Raw genomic sequence first — 16,545 nt, 5'->3', positions numbered from 1 at the left:
CTAAATGGCAAATTTCGTTCGCTCCCCGACGATTGGGAGCGTTTTTTAATCTTCGGGGCGTAGCGCAGTTTGGCTAGCGCGTCTGCTTTGGGAGCAGAAGGTCCTCGGTTCAAGTCCGAGCGCCCCGACCAAAAATTAGATTTACCCGCTCAGATGGGCGGGCCAACGCGCCTGTAGCTCAGTTGGATAGAGCACCTGCCTTCTAAGCAGGGTGTCGGGCGTTCGAATCGCCCCAGGCGCGCCAAAAATTGAAAATTAGATCTGCGGTGGCTGTAGCTCAGCTGGTTAGAGCATTAGATTGTGGTTCTAAGGGTCGCGGGTTCGATCCCCGTCAGCCACCCCAAAATTTATTCTATATCATGAAAGGAAAAATACATTGAGAAAATATCCGGTGGTTTTAGTATTTGTTCTTTTATCCGTTATTTACGCAAGCCATGCGTTGGCGGCAGCGTCCAAAGGTGAAGAGGCTGTATACGTGGCGAATTTTGATTATACGCCCTCTTCGCAAGAAACGCCCGGTTCAGCCGGAGTAACTTTTGCGATAGCAAATGTTAGTTTTGAATCTAATAGTTTTACACCGTGGCCCACCTGGCCGCAATTTGCCAATTTAGATACTGCGATAAAACAAGATTTAAATAAACTTCTTGCGGCAAAGGGCTTTACTGTCCGCGGCCCTTTTGATTCTTATGATTTGATACCATATCAAGACAAGAAAGCCATTGATTTATATGCAATGCCAAAGCTGGAGTTATCGGTTGTCCAAAAAAGCAATGGTAGTACCTTGAAAATCAGCGGGAAGCTCACTCTGGTATTAAAAGAAGTTGTAACCGGTGAACTGATGTGGTCCAAAACCACCCCCTTGAGCGAATTTGATTTCCCCATAACATGGGCAACGGCCAAGTGGGGAAAAGGATTGCCATGGGAAAAAATAACTGCTGGTACTGAGGCACCTATCGCAGATATGGATGTGGAGCCGAGGAATGACATGGCTAAGGGAATAGAAAAACAATACCCCGAGCTTATGGCTACCATCTCTAAACTCATTGACCCGGAAGAGATGAGGATAATCAAAAAACAGTGCCAGGAACTTAAGAGCAAAAAAGGATATTAAGCGAGGAATTACCTCTCTGGTCCCCAAAAATCCTTGATATAGTAGGATATTACCTCTATAATAAAGCCTGCCAAATAAGAGAGGTTTTCCCTCGCCTAATAGGAAAGGGACCCCAATTCTCAACGGTAACTTAAATGATAAAAGATATTTGGAATATCGGTTATGAATGGAGGAGCAAGACGGAAATTTTCGGCTTACCCTTCGTGCACATCGCCTTCGGGAAAGACCGCAAAACAGGAAAACTTCTTGTGGCAAAAGGCGTTATTGCGATCGGGCAATTCGCGATAGGCATAATCGCAATAGGGCAGTTCGCAGTCGGTTTAATATTTGGTTTAGCGCAGTTTGCTGTGGGAATATTTGCGGTCGCCCAGTTTGCATTGGGATTAATATTTGGTCTGGGACAATTCGCGGCAGGGATGAACGCTATCGGTCAATTTAGGTACTTGTTATGGTGATGCGTAGGGCACGTTTAATTTTTATCGTTTCTTTTCTCGTCACCCCACTCTTATTATCTGCAGCCTATTCCGCAAACGACAGCTTAATCGGCAGCTCCGCCCCTTCTTTCAAAATCATATCGGGAGATAAAGAAGCATTGACCTTAGATGATATAAAAGGCAAAGTGGTGGTATTGTTTTATGAAGCAAAAATCGCTATCGAGCAAAACCGAAAACTAAAGACCAGCCTTGATGTGTTTTACGACGAACAATCCGATTCCGTAAAAAAAGATATTGTCAGGATAGGAGTGATCGATTGCCAAGGCGTATTGTTTAGAAGAGAGTGGGAAAAGAACCTCCGGCATAATTCGGAAAAGGAAAAGTTGACGATATACGGCGACTGGGATGGAAAAATGTCCGCTGATTATCACGCCAAGGAAGACGAAAGCAATGTGATAATCATAAATAAGAAAGGTATCATAAGATATTACGCTTCAGGCCAGGTTGAGGATAAAGATATCGGCATTATTGAAGACCTGCTGAAAAATCTCGTTAAGGAAAATTGAGAGGTTTCCCCTCATGAAATAGGAGAGGGACCCCAGTAATTCCGTTCTCCTCGGATAATGGGAGAGATTAACGGCTATGGTCGAAACAGCGATCATAGCCGTTTTTTATTTTTTCAAAAATTAATTACTTGACTTATAACTTAACTGTGATAAACTTATATAAATAAGTTAGGATAACCTAACATTAAGACCATGAAAAAAGAAGATTACCTCGAAGAAATGTATATGATCCAGTACCGCAATAACCGCGCTGCAAGGGTTACTGAACTGGCACGTGTGCTTAAGGTTTCCGATCCAAGCGTTTCCGAAATGATAAGAAGGCTTGAAAAGGAGAAATTAGTTACTTTCGAGCGTTTCGGCGGGATCAGCCTTACTGCCTTAGGGATCAAAGAAGCCAGAAAAATAGTCAGAAAGCATCAGCTTCTGGAGGTCTTTTTCAGCAGGGTACTAAATCTGAAAATAAAAAAAGATATCCATGAGGAAGCGCATGCCATGGAACATGCTTTATCTGACGCGGCAACGGATAAGCTTGATAGCATGCTGAAGAAGCCGAAGCTTTGTCCGGATGGCAATCCTATTCCCGACAAGAACAGCAACGTAGTAGAGTTGACTCAGCTTCCGGAGAAAAGCAAGGCAGAGGTTGTGTTTGTAGCCAGCAAGAGCAAGGCATGCTTTGAGCGCTTGAATTCACTCGGGTTTGTTCCTCAGGCAAAAGTCAGGGTAGTGCGCAAATTAAACGGAGGACCCCTGATCTTGAATATAAAAGGAAGCAAGATCGCCCTAGGGCCCGATGTTTGCGCGAGCATATTTGTGGAGAAAAAATGAGCTGCCATCCCCGGCTTTCAGGGAAAGCCTATATGCATAAATTCGGCGCAAAAGTTTGCGGCGCAGATATTGTGCTTGCCGGAAATCCAAATACAGGCAAGAGCTGCCTTTTTAACCAGCTTACTACTACTGATGCTATAGTATCAAATTATCCGGGAACGACTGTCGAGATCCTTGAGGGCAAAACCGCAATTGGCGATAAGGTTCTGCATGTAGCTGATCTGCCAGGCATATACAATCTTGGCTCATCAAGCGATGATGAAAGAGTCGCCACCGATTATATTATTGAGAAAAAGCCCGGCGTAATAGTAAATATGGTGGATGCCGCGCTTTTAGAGCGCAATCTTTACCTGACCCTGCAATTACTGGAGCTGCAGGTCCCGATGGTCATAGCCTTGAATTTTTATGAAGAGTTAGAAGATAAGGGCATCAGCATAGATTATAAAAACCTGAGCGCATTACTGGGCGTGCCTGTTGTGCCTATTGATGCGTTGCGCGGAGCAGGCATAGACCTGCTGGTCAGGACAATAGATGCTGTTATGAGCGGTCCTGCCGATCTCGATCATTATAATGTTATATATGATGACCATATAGAAAGGGCAATTGATAAGATCGCGGGGATCGTCGAAGAGGATGATATCCCGAAACGAGCGGCGGCAATCAACCTGCTTGAAGAAGATGATGTTGAATGGGGGAAAGCCGGGCATAAGGAAAAGATCAGAAGGATCATAGATGAACTCAGCAAAGAGCATGCCCTTGATCTTAATACGGAGATCGCGCGGGAGCGCCATGGCCAGGCGGCATTAATAGCCCAGAAAGTAATGATTAAGGGCAAGCCGAAAAAGCATTTTAAGGATTTTCTCGACAGGTTTACGACCGAGCCCCTGACGGGAAGCATCTCGCTGGTTATTGTAATGAGCGTGATTTTCTTCGCCCTGTTTACGGTGGGGAATTATCTTAGCGACCTGGTCGGGAAATGGTTTGACATAATTGTCACTAACCCAACGGCCCCCCTCATAAAGGTGATCCCGAGTACGATTTTGCAGACAACTCTTAGCTGGGGGCTGCAAGGCGTAAATGCAGGGATGCAAATAGCGCTGCCGTATATCTTTGTCTTTTATCTGGCGCTGGGCGCATTGGAAGATACAGGGTATCTTCCCCGCATGGCTTATCTTTTGGACAGGTTAATGCATAAGATGCACTTGCACGGCAACGCCATCATACCAATGATGCTCGGATTCGGCTGCAGCGTTCCGGCAGTGCTTGCAACGCGCATATTGCCTAATAAGAAAGACAGGATATTGACCTCCATTTTGATTTGCATGATCCCATGTTCAGCAAGGACTGCTGTTATCTTCGGCGCAGTCGGGAAATTTATCGGGGCAGGTTATGCGCTTTTGATCTATGGGATCGTGTTATTGCTTATATTTGCGGTTGGCTACATCCTTGGGAAGTTCCTGCCCGGTGAATCGACCGGGCTTATAATGGAGATGCCGGAATACCGGTTACCCCAGCTTAAGAATGTCTGGAAAAAGACATGGATGAGAGTAAGAGGTTTTATCGGGATCGCATTTCCCTTGATTATCATAGGCTCTATTGTCTTGGGCCTGCTCAAAGCTTATGGTATCCTCGAAATCCTCGCAAAACCCTTTTCTCCGATTATTAACGGCTGGCTTATGCTCCCTGCTGTTGCGGGTATTACGCTGATCTACGGAATACTAAGAAAAGAAATGGCATTAGCATTGCTGTTTGTGCTCGGGGGAAGCTCGAGCCTGTTGAATTTTATGACTCCTCTGCAGATATTCATATTCGCCCTGGTTGTTGCCTTGTACTTCCCTTGCATTGGGACCCTTGCGGTTTTAAAGCATGAGTTTGGCTGGAAGAAAAGTCTGATAATATCATTGTTTACCATTGTCCTGGCTGTTACGATAGGCGGGCTTGTCGGGAGATTGTTTCTTATAATAGGGATTCCTTAATGGGGAGCAACATAAAAAAAGGAGGGTTAAAATGGGCAAGAAAGCCAGGGAAATAGTCGGGATCGACCTGAAGGACCTTATCAAGGACCTGAATAAGGCGTATTGCGACGAGTGGCTCGCTTACTACGCGTGGTGGTTCATGTCTCAGACCGTTGACGGGAAGGGCTATGAGGATATGGCCGAGTTCCTGGGCAAGATTGCCAAGGACGAGCTCGAGCATGCCACGGAATTGGCGGACAGAATAGTCAAGCTTGGCGGCATCCCGACAAGCAGCCTGAGCGACATTGAGAAGAACGCGAACAGCCCGTATCCGGGCGTGATGAAGAACTTACACGATTACGACACGATAATCAAGCTAGTCACAGCCGCGGAAGCTGGGGCGATAGAGGTCTATAACAAGATCGCCAAAAAGACCTTCGGTAAAGACCACGCGACCTACCAGCTCGTCACCCACATAATGAGCGAAGAGATAACCCATGAGGAGACCTTCGAGAACCTGAAAGAAAAATAAGATAAAATTCCCACACAGTGCACAAATGTCCGCCCCTAAAGGGGCGTGGTGTGCCTCGCTTGATATTTGTACCACTGAAATGGTATAATTAATTCAAGGCCGTATACTTATATAATATCATCATAAAAGGAGGCGGAGCATGTTATACACAATCGCGGTTATTTTGGTCGTGCTTTGGCTGTTAGGTCTGGTCACCTCATACACTTTGGGCGGGTTTATACACGTCTTGCTCGTCATCGCTATTGTCGTTATTCTTTTGCGTTTGATCAGCGGACGTAAACCGCTTTGATCGCCACCAGTAAATCTACAACTGAATTAAGACCAAAGGTTTCAATCATCGGTTGCGGTAACGTGGGGATGCGTTATGCCTACGCGCTGATCATGAAAGGGCTGGCAAGAAGCGTTGTTATAACCGATATGGACAAAAAGCGCCTTGAAGGGGAAGTCATGGACCTGTCCCACGGCGCGCCTTATCTCTCACCGGTTGAGATCGCCTCCGGAGACTACCCGGATATAAAAGATTCCGATCTGGTGGTGATAACCGCCGGTAAGAAGCAAAAGCCCGGCCAGACCAGGCTCGCGCTTGCCAAAGACAATGTAGAGATCTTCCGGCAGGTAGTATCTCAGATAGTCAAATATGCCCCTTCGGCCATCCTCTTGATTGCAACCAATCCCGTAGATATCCTATCGTACGCGGCTTACAAATTTTCGTCTAAGCCGGCAAATGAAGTGATCGGCTCCGGGACGGTTCTGGATACGGCGCGCTTCCGGTTCCTTTTAGCCAAGCACTGTAAAATAGATCCGCACAACGTCCATGCCTATATTCTGGGCGAGCACGGGAATAGTGAATCGCCTATTTGGAGTAACGCTACGATCGGCGGGGTTTTGTTTAAAAATTATTGTTCAGTGTGCGGCGACAGACACGGGTGCCGCCACGAGGAAAAGCTGGAAGAAATATTTTTCGAAGTAAGGGATTCCGCCTATAAGATCATAGAAAAGAAGGGCGAGACGTCATATGGGATCGGCCTGTCTTTGGCAAGGATAACACAGGCGATCCTTCATGATGAAAACGCGGTCTTGCCTGTGTCAAGCCTGATCACCGGTTATCTGGATATGCGCGATGTATATCTAAGCCTTCCCGCCGTAGTTAACAAGAACGGCGTTAGAGGGCTTTTGACACTCGAGCTTACTAAAAAAGAAGAGAAGGCGCTCAAAAAATCTTCAAGCGCTATCAAAGAAGTTATTAAAGAAGTCGGGTTGTAGGAGAAAAGAGGATGCCAAAAAAAACCAATAACGCGATAAAGCGCCCGAGCATGGGGGCCATACCCGGTGCAAGGGGTGTAACGTTTCGCGTATGGGCGCCGCATGCAGAAAAGGTTTATGTGGCCGGAACCTTCAACGAATGGAACGATACCTCGATACCCCTGGCCAAAGAAGAGGGCGGTTACTGGTCGATCGGCGTGCCGGGAGCAAAAGCGGGAGATGAGTACAGGTATATGATCCACACCCCTGTCGATTGGAAGCTTCCTCCTCTTTCCCGCATCGATCCTTATGCCAGAAAGGTGACCGGCTCAACCGGCAACGGAGTTATCTATGACCCCAAAGCCTTTGACTGGGGTGATAATAAGTTTCATATGGCCACGGGGAATGAGCTTGTCATTTACGAGATGCACATCGGCACTTTTAACGTCAAAAAAAAGGGACAACCGGGCACTTTTGATAGTGCCATTGAAAAATTCCCTTATCTCAAAAAATTGGGTATCAATGCCATCGAAGTGATGCCTGTCGCGGAGTTTGCAGGTGATTTTTCGTGGGGCTACAATCCGGCGCTTCCCTTTGCCGTTGAGAGTATTTACGGCGGGCCGGATGCGCTCAAGCGATTTGTGAAGGCGGCCCATGAACATGGTATCGCTGTTATCATAGATGTCGTCTACAACCACTTTGGCCCGGGCGATCTTAGTTTGTGGCAGTTTGACGGTTGGAGCGAAAATAATAAGGGAGGAATCTTCTTTTACAATGATCGTTGCTCGCAAACGCCCTGGGGCGAGACACGCCCCGATTACGGCCGGGGCGAAGTGCGCCAATATTTGCGCGATAACGCCCTGATGTGGTTCGAGGAGTACCGCGCCGACGGATTACGCTGGGACATGATAGCCTATATCAAAAGCATTGACGGTAGTGACAACAATTCGGCTAATGCCATCCCCGAAGGCTGGAGCTTGATGCAGTGGATCAATACGGAGATCCAACAATTGTTTCCCGGCAAGATCAGCATCGGCGAAAGCATGAAAAATAACCCCTGGGTCATCAAAAATGTAGGAGCGGGCGGCGCAGGTTTTAACGCGCAATGGGATGCCGAATTCGTTCACCCCGTTCGCCAGGCCGTCATCACACGTGATGATAAACTCCGTGATCTGGGGGCAGTCAGTAAAGCTATCGAGCATCGTTACGATCTAGACGTCTTTCGGCGGATTATTTATACAGAGTCCCATGACGAGGTCGCCAATGGCCGGTCCAGGGTGCCGGAGGAGATCTGGCCGGGCAAGGTGGATAGCTGGTTTTCCAAGAAACGTTCTACTTTGGCCGGCGCTCTTGTCCTTACTTCACCGGGCATCCCGATGATTTTTGAAGGGCAAGAGTTGCTGGAAGACCGCTGGTTCCAGGATAAAGACCCGATCGACTGGTCCCGTGTTGAGGATGAACACGGTATTTTTGGAATGTACAGGGACCTGATCGCGTTGCGGCGCAATCTATCGGGTGTGACGCGTGGGTTGTGCGGTCAAAATACCCATATCTATCATTTTGACGATGGAGCCAAGATCATCGCTTTCCATCGCTGGGACAAACAAGGCCCGGCCGATAGCGTAGTTGTGGTGGTAAATATGATAAATCAAAACTGCGATGGTTATGTCATCGGTTTTCCGCGGGCCGGATTGTGGAAAACGCGATTTAACAGCGACTCATATAAATACGGCCCAAATTTTGCAAATCATCCTACCCCTGATGTCGAGGCCCATGAGGAAAAAATCGATGGGTTGCCTTGCTCCGGAAAAATCAATATCGGGCCATACACAGTAGTAATATTTTCGCAGGATAACTAATGTGAGCGATATATATCTGACCGAAGAAGGTTATCAAAAATTGGTAAAGGACCTGGAGCGCTTAAAAACGGTGAAGCGCAGGCAATTATCGAAAGCTATAGGAGAAGCCAGGGATCACGGAGACATTTCTGAGAATTCCGAATATGATGCCGCCAAGGAAGATCAGGCTTTTAATGAAAAAAAGATAGCCGAGTTGGAAGCGAAGCTGGCCTATGTGCGTATTCTTAATGATGAAGAGATGCCTAAAGACAAGATTTTGATCGGCGCGACAGTAGAGCTCGAGGACCTGGATACAGAAGAGAAGATAGTGTATATGCTGGTTTCTGAGGTAGAGGCGGACTATAAGCAGGGGAAGATATCCGTTTCATCGCCTGTCGGCAAAGGTTTAATAAATCATAAAGAGGGCGAAGCAATAGAGATAAAAATTCCGGCAGGTATTCTACACTACAAAATATTAAAAATTTCGCGATAAAACCCCTCTCTAATTCCGCAAAAATTATTGAAATACTAAGATATAACCCTTATAATAAAACCAGCTAAATTAGAGAGGTTTCCCTCGGCTGAAAGGAAGATACAATGGTGGCGGCCAGAAGTAGTCATAGGGAACATCATCGTACGTACCGGATTGGTTGGTTACGTGCCGCAGTTCTGGGCGCGAACGATGGGATAGTATCAACCGCAAGCCTCATTGTGGGCGTAGCTGCGGCTCACGCGTCTAGAGGTTCAGTATTGGTCGCCGGCGTCGCCGGTTTGGTCGCAGGGGCGATGTCAATGGCGGCCGGCGAGTACGTATCGGTAAGCTCACAGGCCGATACCGAAAGAGCAGACCTGGCGCGCGAGCGCAAGGAACTCGATGTAGATAATGAAAACGAGCACAGGGAGCTGGCGTCAATCTACGAGGGCCGGGGACTGGATCCGCCGCTCGCAAAACAGGTTGCCGAGCAATTGATGGCCCATGACGCATTGTCGGCACACGCCCGTGACGAACTCGGCATCTCTCTTAATTTCATCGCTCACCCGTTACAAGCCGCGTGGGCATCGGCAGCGAGTTTTTCTGTCGGCGCAGCGATGCCGCTTCTCATCGTGTTTGTAGTTCCGGGAACGAAATTGGTTCCCGTTGTTTTTGGGGTCACGCTTGTTTTTCTCGCGGGGTTAGGGGCGCTGGCGGCATTCGTAGGCGGAGCACCCATAGCGAGAGCAGCTATTCGCGTTACGTTTTGGGGAGCATTAGCAATGGCGTTGACGGCCGCCGTGGGTGCCCTTTTTGGAAAAATCGTGTAATTGGTGTAGCCTTGCCAAGAATTCCCATAAAAAAAGCAGTAAATTTCTCTTGAAAAAGGGTGATTATGTGTTAAACTATGCCCACGTGGGCAATATAAAGAGAAACAATGAAAAAAGGAGCTATTATTAAATGATTTGTATAAAAAGGAGCAAAGGTATGAATATGTTTAAGTACATTTTCGTCACACTTCTGGTAACATTCACTATATCATGCGGCGGACTCCAGGGTTTTGGATCAGAAACTCAAGCTGTTGCCGCGACCGCTATCGACAAAGCTGAGAACCTCGCGCCGGTGCCGGCAATTGAAACACGCATCAATGACCTGCTGAAGCAGATGTCGCTGGCCGAAAAGCTTTCGCTTTGCCACGCCAATTCGAAGTTCAATACCGCCGGGATTGAACGGCTGGGGATCCCCCGTGTGGCGATGTCCGACGGCCCGCACGGAGTACGGCGCGAAACCGCCGCCAACTCCTGGGAGCCCGCGGGGTGGGAGGATGACTACGTGACCTATCTCCCGACCGGCTCCGCGCTGGCATCGACTTGGAATCGGGAAATGGGACGCCGATTCGGCGAAACATTGGGCACGGAGGCGCGTCATCGTAACAAGGACATCCTCCTGGGCCCCGGCATCAACATCGTCCGCACTCCCGTCTGTGGCCGCAATTTTGAGTATTACGGCGAGGACCCGTACCAAGTCGGCCAGATGGCGTCCGAGGTGGTGCGCGGCATCCAGAGCAACGATGTGGCGGCGTGCGTGAAGCACTACGCGCTGAATAACCAGGAGTGGAACCGCGGTTGGGTCAACGTGGTGGCCGACGAGCGCACCCTGCGCGAAATTTACCTGCCGGCGTTCGAGGCGGCCGTCCGCGCGGGTGCCTGGACTATCATGACCTCCTACAACAAGTTCCGGGGACAGTGGTGCGGGGAGAACAAGTACCTCGTGAACGACATTCTCAAGGGGGAGTGGGGGTTCGACGGCGTCTGTATTTCGGACTGGGGCGGAACGCACAGCACGCGCGATGCCGCGGTGAACGGGCTCGATATAGAGATGGGCACGTCGGACAACTACGACACCTTCTTCTTTGCGAATCCCCTTCGGCAGGCCGTCGAGCGCGGGGAGATTCCGGAGAGCGTCGTCGACGACAAGGTCCGGCGGATCCTCCGCTTCATGATCCGGGCCGGTATGCTTGATCCGTCGACACGCAAGACCGGATCGCGCAACACCGCCGCAAACCAGCAGGCGGTCCGGGATGTCGCCGGCGAGGCGATGGTGCTGCTGAAGAACGACGGCGTCCTGCCGCTCGACATTAACAAGACACTGAAGCTCGCGGTGATCGGCGAGAACGCCGTCATGCAGCATGCGAATCAAGGCGGCAGTTCGGCGATCCGCGCGCTTTACGAAATCACCCCGCTCGAGGGGCTGAAACGCAAGGGCGGGGGAATGGTTAAGATCACGTACGTGGAGGGCTACCGGGACACGGGCGACGCCACGGTCTTCGAAGCGATCAGCGATAAGTATGTGCAGACCACGGATCCCAAGTCAAACATCCGGAGTTGGAAGGGCGAGTACTTCAACAACCGTAATCTGAATGGTCAGCCGGTCGAGATCCGGTATGAGAAGGCCATGGACTTTAACTGGAAGGACCTGGGTCCGGCCGCAGGTGTATCCAAGGATAACTTCTCCGCGCGGTGGACGGCTGATATCCTGCCGACTGCCAACGGGATCTATAACTTGGGCCTCACGAGCGACGACGGTTCGAGGCTGAAGATCAACGGCAAGGTGGTGATCGACAACTGGGCCGATCATGCAGAGGAACGGAAAGACGCGAAGATCGAGTTGGCCGCGGGCCAGACCTACCGCTTCGAGGTGGAGTACTATGAATCCAGCGGCGATGCGATGGTCAAACTGGGTTGGGTCCGGCCGGACTCCCGCGTCGGCCCCGAAGTCGAATTTGCCGAGGCGATCAAGGCGGCGCGCGCGGCAGATGCCGTGCTGGTGTTCGCGGGCCAGAACCATCGGTACGACATGGAGGGTGAGGACCGTCGTGACATCCGGCTGCACGGGCGGCAGAACGAGTTGATCGAGGCAGTCGCGGCGGCCAATCCGCGCACTGCCGTGTTCCTGATCTCCGGCAGCGCCGTAGAGATGCCGTGGATCGACAAAGTGCCCTGCGTGGTCCAGACGTGGTATGCCGGCATGGAAGCCGGAAACGCCGTGGCCGACATCGTGTTCGGTGACGTCAACCCCTCCGGCAAGCTGCCGATCACGTTTCCCAAGCGGCTCGAGGACTGTCCAGCCCACGCGATCGGGCAGTACAACGATAAGGACTGCGAGTATAAGGAAGGCCTGCTGGTCGGCTACCGTTACTACGACACTCGGAACGTGGAACCCCTTTTCCCGTTCGGGCACGGATTGTCCTACACGACATTCAAGTACAGCAACCTGAATGTGGACCCCAAGACCCTTGTCGCTAGCGTGGACATCACGAACACGGGCAAGCGCAAGGGCAAGGAAGTCGTGCAACTCTACGTCCACGATGTCGAGTCCCGCCTGCTCCGCCCCGTGAAGGAGCTCAAGGGGTTCGAGAAGGTGGAGTTGGCGCCGGGCGAAACGAAGCAGGTCATCTTCCGTTTGAACGAGCGAGCCCTCGCGTTCTACGACGCTGAGGCGAAGGGTTGGGTCGCCGAACCCGGCGAATTCGACATTCTCGTCGGCAGTTCATCCCGCGACATCCGGCTCCAGACCCGCTTTGCGTATGCGGGGCGATAGGGAGATGACGCCTTTAATCCCCAAAAATCCTTGATATAGCAAGATATTATCCCTATAATAAAACCAGCTAATTAAGGAGAGAAGGAGATTAAGGCTTCAATGTCCCTTAGGGAAATAGGAAAAAAATTAAAAGTATCAAGGTTTACCGTAGCGCGGGTCTTAAGGGAAGACAGGTATGTTTCGGAAAAAACCCGCGCTTTGGTGCTGGATTACCTTAAAAAAGAACCCTACGCTCCTAATATCCATTCCGCCAGACTTCTTTCGGGAAAAATAAACGTCCTTGGGCTTCTTTTCTTTGGAGGAGGCCTCTTTAGTATGGAGCCTTATGTCCAGGAAATAATCAAAGGTGTAAGTGAAGCCGCCAAGAAAGAAGGCTATCAAGTCATGTTATTTACCCAGGATAAATTTAATAGTTTTGAATGTTTGAATACGTATCTGAATAAATCAGTATCAGGTTTTATCTTGCCGGCTATCGGAAAAGACAATTATAAAGACGTGCTTGGATTGCAGGATAAAAAGGTACCCTTAGTCCTTTTATGTTCGCATCTTAAGGATCTTTCTTCTTTCGACTGCGATAATGTTACGGGAGGCTATCTGGCAACAAAATATTTATTGGATTCCGGCCGCAAGAGGATAGCGTTCATTCATGGCCACAAGAACTGGGTGGATGCCGAGGATAGATTCAGAGGATATAAAAAAGCTTTACAAGAGGCGGACAAACAGGTAATAATTGAATACGTGCAATATAACGATGATAATAATCATGTTAATTATGAGAAACTGGCCATCGAAAGGCTGTTATCATTAAAAGAACCCCCCGACGCTGTCTTTGCCGCAAACGATAGGATGGCCCTTGCGGCGATGTCAGCTATTAAACAAGCCGGCAGGGATATACCCAAAGATATAGCCGTGATCGGCTTTGACAATATACCGAGCTGTGAAAATTTTTCTCCTTCCTTATCTACGATTTCTCAGCCGGTAAAAGATATGGCCTTTGCGGCTGCCGAGACATTGATCAAAAATGTCATCCCCCAAGGCAAAAATAAGGACTACACGCGTTTTTTTGAGCCAAAACTTGTTATTAGAAAATCAACCTAAAAAAAGCAATAAAATCGGCTTGACATTATAAAGCCTATATGGTAACCTATGTTTATGCTCACGAGAGCATAGGCATCAAAAAAAGGAGGAAGGGAAGCATGAAAGGGGTATGCGTAGGCTGTATTCTTGTTTTCGTTTTGACTTTCTTCATTTTGTCCTTATTCGCTGCTGACGGTAACTTGCTTGTCAACCCGGGTTTTGAAAAAGCTGATTCGCTTGGATGGGATCTGTACGGCGACTCTACATATGATACTGAAACCTATAAGAGCGGTATACAATCCGGAAAGGCTTGGGCTTGGGATTATGGCGATGGAGTATTCGAGCAGTATGTCGATGTAATTCCCGGCACGCAGTATAAAGCGAGCGTCTCTGTTTTAAGTAAACCCAGCGACCCTATTTCCGGCGATTCTAAGGTGTGGATACAGATAGAATGGTGCACTGCCGATAGCGCCATAATTGGTGACCCGGTAAAGAGCTCTCCTCTTGCCGGCGCCAGCGACACTTGGGCGATCTTATCAACTCCGACGGCTATTGCGCCCCCAAGCGCCGCTAAAGCAAAGATCAAGGTAGTGATCCAGGCTGCCCAAAAGAACACTCCGGGGTCTTGCTATTTTGATGATGCGGATTTCAGGACGGTCCCGTAATATATTAATGTAAGCAACAGATCTTATTCCCGATGAGAAGGATATTAGAGACAGATTTTTAATGTTTCTGCTCTCGTGAGCAGAAACATACAAGAATAAAGAAAAGAGAGGAGGTGAAATAGTTAAATGAAGAAATTCTATTTTGCAACTTTGGTGATCATGGCAGTCGCGCTTATCTCAACGCCGTCAACAGCATCCGCTAACTTGCTCAGCGACCCTGGGTTTGAAACCGGCACTGGTTGGAGCAACTGGGGTGATAGCAACTATGTTACAGAGGTAAAGATGAGCGGCGCCCAGTCAGCGCATGCTTGGTCATGGAACTACGCCGATGGGAAGTTCGAACAGACGGTTGATGTTACGGGGGGTGTTGCCTATAAGGCAAGCGGCTATCTGAAATCTGCCGGTTTAGATACCGGTAGCGCTTGGATACAGTTCCAGTGGGATGGTGCGGGAACGGCCGTAGAGAGCGCCAAGCTTACAACCGCTAATACCGACTGGACGTACTTTGAAACTCCATGGACGGTAGCGCCGGACGGCGCCACGACGGCAAAGCTGGGTTATGTTCTGGTATCTCCTACTAGCCATAGCGGCAATGATGTCTACTTCGACAATGCCAACTTTGATGCGCAGGCAGTTCCGGAACCGGCAAGCATGCTTTTGCTCGGCTCAGGATTGGTCGGTTTGTTTGGTTTCAACAGAAAAAAGTCAGTTAAGTAAGTTTCGTTTAGAGATGGGGCAGGGGTCCAAGATCCCTGCCCCAAAATTTTCTTAATAGTGGCCTCAAATTCCGCGAGTAAATCCCTCCCTGATACCCAAAAATCCTTGATATAGCAAGACATTACCCCTATAATAAAACCAGCTAAATAAAAGGAGGAACATAAGGATGAGAAGATCATGTCTTATTTGTTTTCTTGTCCTTGCCCTGAGCTCTGTTGGTTTATCCTCGTTCGCTGAGCAAGGTAATTTGCTTGTCAACCCGGGTTTTGAAAAAGCTGGTCCGTCCGGATGGGGTTTGTACGGCGACGCCACATATGATACGGGAACCTATAGGAGCGGCAAACAATCCGGAAAGACTTGGGTTTGGGATTATGGAGACGGATCATTTGAACAGTACATAAAAATAATTCCCGGCATGCAGTATAAAGCGAGCGTCTATATTTTAGGCAAGCCCGGCGACTCTATTTCCGGCGATTCTAAAGCGTGGATACAGATAGAATGGTGCACTACCGATAACGTCATAATAAGTGAGCCGATAAAGAGCCCTCCGCTTACCGTCGCCAGCGATACTTGGAAGCTTTTATCAACTCCGGCGGTTATTGCGCCCTCAGGCGCCGCTAAAGCAAAGATCAAGGCAGTGATCCAGGCTGCCAAAAAGAAGACAGGGGGGTGCTGCTATTTTGATGATGCCAATTTCAGCTCCTTGCCCCCTATGTGACGATTCGTGGTGTGCTCGGTGGAAAAAAGTCAATAAAAAGGTGAATTAGCCAATTCTCATATTTTTTTATGCGTCTATAATTACGTATATCCGGAGAGATAGGTCAAAACGAAGATGAAGTTCTTAAGCAATACGGTCAAAAACAATAGAAAGGAGCCGAAGATGGGAAAAATGCGTATGGTAAAGAGAGCGTTGGCTGTTTTATGCATGGCTTTTGCGGTAATGTTTTGCCTGGAGACGTATTCGTATGCTGTAAGCGCAAAGGATATAGATGCCGGAGTGGATGTATCGCTTAAAACCCTTCAGGATATAAAAGGAGGCGGTGACGTCATAGATAAGGCGAAGGGTCTGCTTATTTTTCCGTCAGTCTTTAAAGGGGCTATTGGAATAGGCGGAGAATACGGAGAAGGGGCCCTCAGGATACGCGGTAAGACGGTCGATTATTATAGTACTGCCGCCGCTTCGATAGGATTCCAGCTTGGCGGGCAGAAGAAGACCATTATAATCGCGTTCATGACCGATGAGGCTTTGAAGAATTTCAGGGATAGCCAGGGCTGGAAGATCGGCGCTGACGCATCCGTAGCTGTCATAGCGCTCGGGGCAGGCACCCAGATGAGCAGCGCTATTTCCAACAAGCCGATCGTCGCGTTCGTGTTCGGAGAAAAAGGACTGATGTATGACCTCAGCCTGAACGGCGCGAAGGTCACGAAGCTCCAAAGATAGATGCATAATCGGTTCTCACAATACAAATGTCCGCCTCTAACGGGGCGGACATTTTATATCCGGGGAGAAG

The 16,545-nt window shown here is 49.0% G+C and carries 17 protein-coding genes and 3 tRNA genes; all 20 read left to right on the top strand.

Annotation, left to right across the window (positions count from 1 at the left end; all coding sequences use genetic code 11):
- Nucleotides 1–53 precede the first annotated feature (53 nt).
- Nucleotides 54–131: transfer RNA gene (locus WC317_00205), tRNA-Pro, on the top strand.
- A gap of 36 nt (nucleotides 132–167) precedes the next feature.
- Nucleotides 168–244, top strand: a tRNA-Arg gene (locus tag WC317_00200).
- A 22-nt stretch (nucleotides 245–266) separates the two neighbouring features.
- Nucleotides 267–343, top strand: a tRNA-His gene (locus WC317_00195).
- A gap of 33 nt (nucleotides 344–376) precedes the next feature.
- On the top strand, nucleotides 377–1,111 hold the full coding sequence (locus tag WC317_00190; protein ID MFA5338556.1) for a hypothetical protein: 735 nt from the start codon (nucleotides 377–379) through the stop codon (nucleotides 1,109–1,111).
- A gap of 134 nt (nucleotides 1,112–1,245) precedes the next feature.
- Complete coding sequence (locus WC317_00185; protein MFA5338555.1) at nucleotides 1,246–1,566, top strand: hypothetical protein; 321 nt, start codon at nucleotides 1,246–1,248, stop codon at nucleotides 1,564–1,566.
- Nucleotides 1,560–2,111, top strand: a complete 552-nt coding sequence (locus tag WC317_00180; protein ID MFA5338554.1) for a redoxin domain-containing protein — start codon at nucleotides 1,560–1,562, stop codon at nucleotides 2,109–2,111. The genes WC317_00185 and WC317_00180 overlap by 7 nt, the downstream gene beginning before the upstream one ends.
- Before the next feature lie 192 nt (nucleotides 2,112–2,303).
- Entirely contained in the window at nucleotides 2,304–2,936 is a 633-nt protein-coding gene (locus WC317_00175) for a metal-dependent transcriptional regulator (GenBank protein MFA5338553.1), read from the top strand.
- Nucleotides 2,933–4,912 (top strand): ferrous iron transport protein B, encoded by a 1,980-nt coding sequence (gene feoB, locus WC317_00170; protein ID MFA5338552.1) that lies wholly within the window; start codon nucleotides 2,933–2,935, stop codon nucleotides 4,910–4,912. Before WC317_00175 ends, feoB begins: the two co-directional genes overlap by 4 nt.
- A 31-nt stretch (nucleotides 4,913–4,943) precedes the next feature.
- On the top strand, nucleotides 4,944–5,423 hold the full coding sequence (locus WC317_00165; GenBank protein MFA5338551.1) for a ferritin-like domain-containing protein: 480 nt from the start codon (nucleotides 4,944–4,946) through the stop codon (nucleotides 5,421–5,423).
- A gap of 139 nt (nucleotides 5,424–5,562) precedes the next feature.
- Complete coding sequence (locus tag WC317_00160; GenBank protein MFA5338550.1) at nucleotides 5,563–5,712, top strand: lmo0937 family membrane protein; 150 nt, start codon at nucleotides 5,563–5,565, stop codon at nucleotides 5,710–5,712.
- Nucleotides 5,712–6,686, top strand: a complete 975-nt coding sequence (locus WC317_00155; protein MFA5338549.1) for an L-lactate dehydrogenase — start codon at nucleotides 5,712–5,714, stop codon at nucleotides 6,684–6,686. Before WC317_00160 ends, WC317_00155 begins: the two co-directional genes overlap by 1 nt.
- Before the next feature lie 11 nt (nucleotides 6,687–6,697).
- Nucleotides 6,698–8,524, top strand: a complete 1,827-nt coding sequence (locus WC317_00150; protein ID MFA5338548.1) for an alpha-amylase family glycosyl hydrolase — start codon at nucleotides 6,698–6,700, stop codon at nucleotides 8,522–8,524.
- A gap of 1 nt (nucleotide 8,525) precedes the next feature.
- Entirely contained in the window at nucleotides 8,526–8,996 is a 471-nt protein-coding gene (gene greA / locus WC317_00145) for a transcription elongation factor GreA (protein MFA5338547.1), read from the top strand.
- 104 nt (nucleotides 8,997–9,100) lie between these two features.
- Nucleotides 9,101–9,805: a VIT family protein gene (locus tag WC317_00140; protein ID MFA5338546.1), complete on the top strand. Its 705-nt coding sequence runs from the start codon at nucleotides 9,101–9,103 to the stop codon at nucleotides 9,803–9,805.
- Between the two features lie 157 nt (nucleotides 9,806–9,962).
- Nucleotides 9,963–12,575 (top strand): glycoside hydrolase family 3 C-terminal domain-containing protein, encoded by a 2,613-nt coding sequence (locus tag WC317_00135; GenBank protein MFA5338545.1) that lies wholly within the window; start codon nucleotides 9,963–9,965, stop codon nucleotides 12,573–12,575.
- Nucleotides 12,576–12,674: 99 nt separating this feature from the next.
- Nucleotides 12,675–13,673 (top strand): LacI family DNA-binding transcriptional regulator, encoded by a 999-nt coding sequence (locus WC317_00130; GenBank protein MFA5338544.1) that lies wholly within the window; start codon nucleotides 12,675–12,677, stop codon nucleotides 13,671–13,673.
- A 98-nt stretch (nucleotides 13,674–13,771) separates the two neighbouring features.
- On the top strand, nucleotides 13,772–14,317 hold the full coding sequence (locus WC317_00125; GenBank protein MFA5338543.1) for a hypothetical protein: 546 nt from the start codon (nucleotides 13,772–13,774) through the stop codon (nucleotides 14,315–14,317).
- A gap of 126 nt (nucleotides 14,318–14,443) precedes the next feature.
- A complete protein-coding gene (locus WC317_00120) occupies nucleotides 14,444–15,034 on the top strand; it encodes a PEP-CTERM sorting domain-containing protein (protein MFA5338542.1) in 591 nt (196 codons plus the stop codon).
- A 166-nt stretch (nucleotides 15,035–15,200) separates the two neighbouring features.
- A complete protein-coding gene (locus WC317_00115; protein ID MFA5338541.1) occupies nucleotides 15,201–15,752 on the top strand; it encodes a hypothetical protein in 552 nt (183 codons plus the stop codon).
- Nucleotides 15,753–15,929: 177 nt separating this feature from the next.
- Nucleotides 15,930–16,475 (top strand): YSC84-related protein, encoded by a 546-nt coding sequence (locus WC317_00110; protein MFA5338540.1) that lies wholly within the window; start codon nucleotides 15,930–15,932, stop codon nucleotides 16,473–16,475.
- Nucleotides 16,476–16,545 lie beyond the last annotated feature (70 nt).

The organism is Candidatus Omnitrophota bacterium (genome assembly GCA_041653595.1).
GTDB lineage: Bacteria > Omnitrophota > Gorgyraeia > Pluralincolimonadales > Pluralincolimonadaceae > Pluralincolimonas.
This window is presented reverse-complemented; position numbering and strand designations above follow the sequence as displayed.

Coding starts and splice junctions, on each gene's coding strand:
- WC317_00185 (MFA5338555.1), top strand. CDS start 1,246: ATGATAAAAGATATTTGGAATATCGGTTATGAATGGAGGAGCAAGACG.
- WC317_00180 (MFA5338554.1), top strand. CDS start 1,560: ATGGTGATGCGTAGGGCACGTTTAATTTTTATCGTTTCTTTTCTCGTC.
- WC317_00175 (MFA5338553.1), top strand. CDS start 2,304: ATGAAAAAAGAAGATTACCTCGAAGAAATGTATATGATCCAGTACCGC.
- feoB (MFA5338552.1), top strand. CDS start 2,933: ATGAGCTGCCATCCCCGGCTTTCAGGGAAAGCCTATATGCATAAATTC.
- WC317_00165 (MFA5338551.1), top strand. CDS start 4,944: ATGGGCAAGAAAGCCAGGGAAATAGTCGGGATCGACCTGAAGGACCTT.
- WC317_00160 (MFA5338550.1), top strand. CDS start 5,563: ATGTTATACACAATCGCGGTTATTTTGGTCGTGCTTTGGCTGTTAGGT.
- WC317_00150 (MFA5338548.1), top strand. CDS start 6,698: ATGCCAAAAAAAACCAATAACGCGATAAAGCGCCCGAGCATGGGGGCC.
- WC317_00140 (MFA5338546.1), top strand. CDS start 9,101: ATGGTGGCGGCCAGAAGTAGTCATAGGGAACATCATCGTACGTACCGG.
- WC317_00135 (MFA5338545.1), top strand. CDS start 9,963: ATGAATATGTTTAAGTACATTTTCGTCACACTTCTGGTAACATTCACT.
- WC317_00130 (MFA5338544.1), top strand. CDS start 12,675: ATGTCCCTTAGGGAAATAGGAAAAAAATTAAAAGTATCAAGGTTTACC.
- WC317_00125 (MFA5338543.1), top strand. CDS start 13,772: ATGAAAGGGGTATGCGTAGGCTGTATTCTTGTTTTCGTTTTGACTTTC.
- WC317_00120 (MFA5338542.1), top strand. CDS start 14,444: ATGAAGAAATTCTATTTTGCAACTTTGGTGATCATGGCAGTCGCGCTT.
- WC317_00115 (MFA5338541.1), top strand. CDS start 15,201: ATGAGAAGATCATGTCTTATTTGTTTTCTTGTCCTTGCCCTGAGCTCT.
- WC317_00110 (MFA5338540.1), top strand. CDS start 15,930: ATGGTAAAGAGAGCGTTGGCTGTTTTATGCATGGCTTTTGCGGTAATG.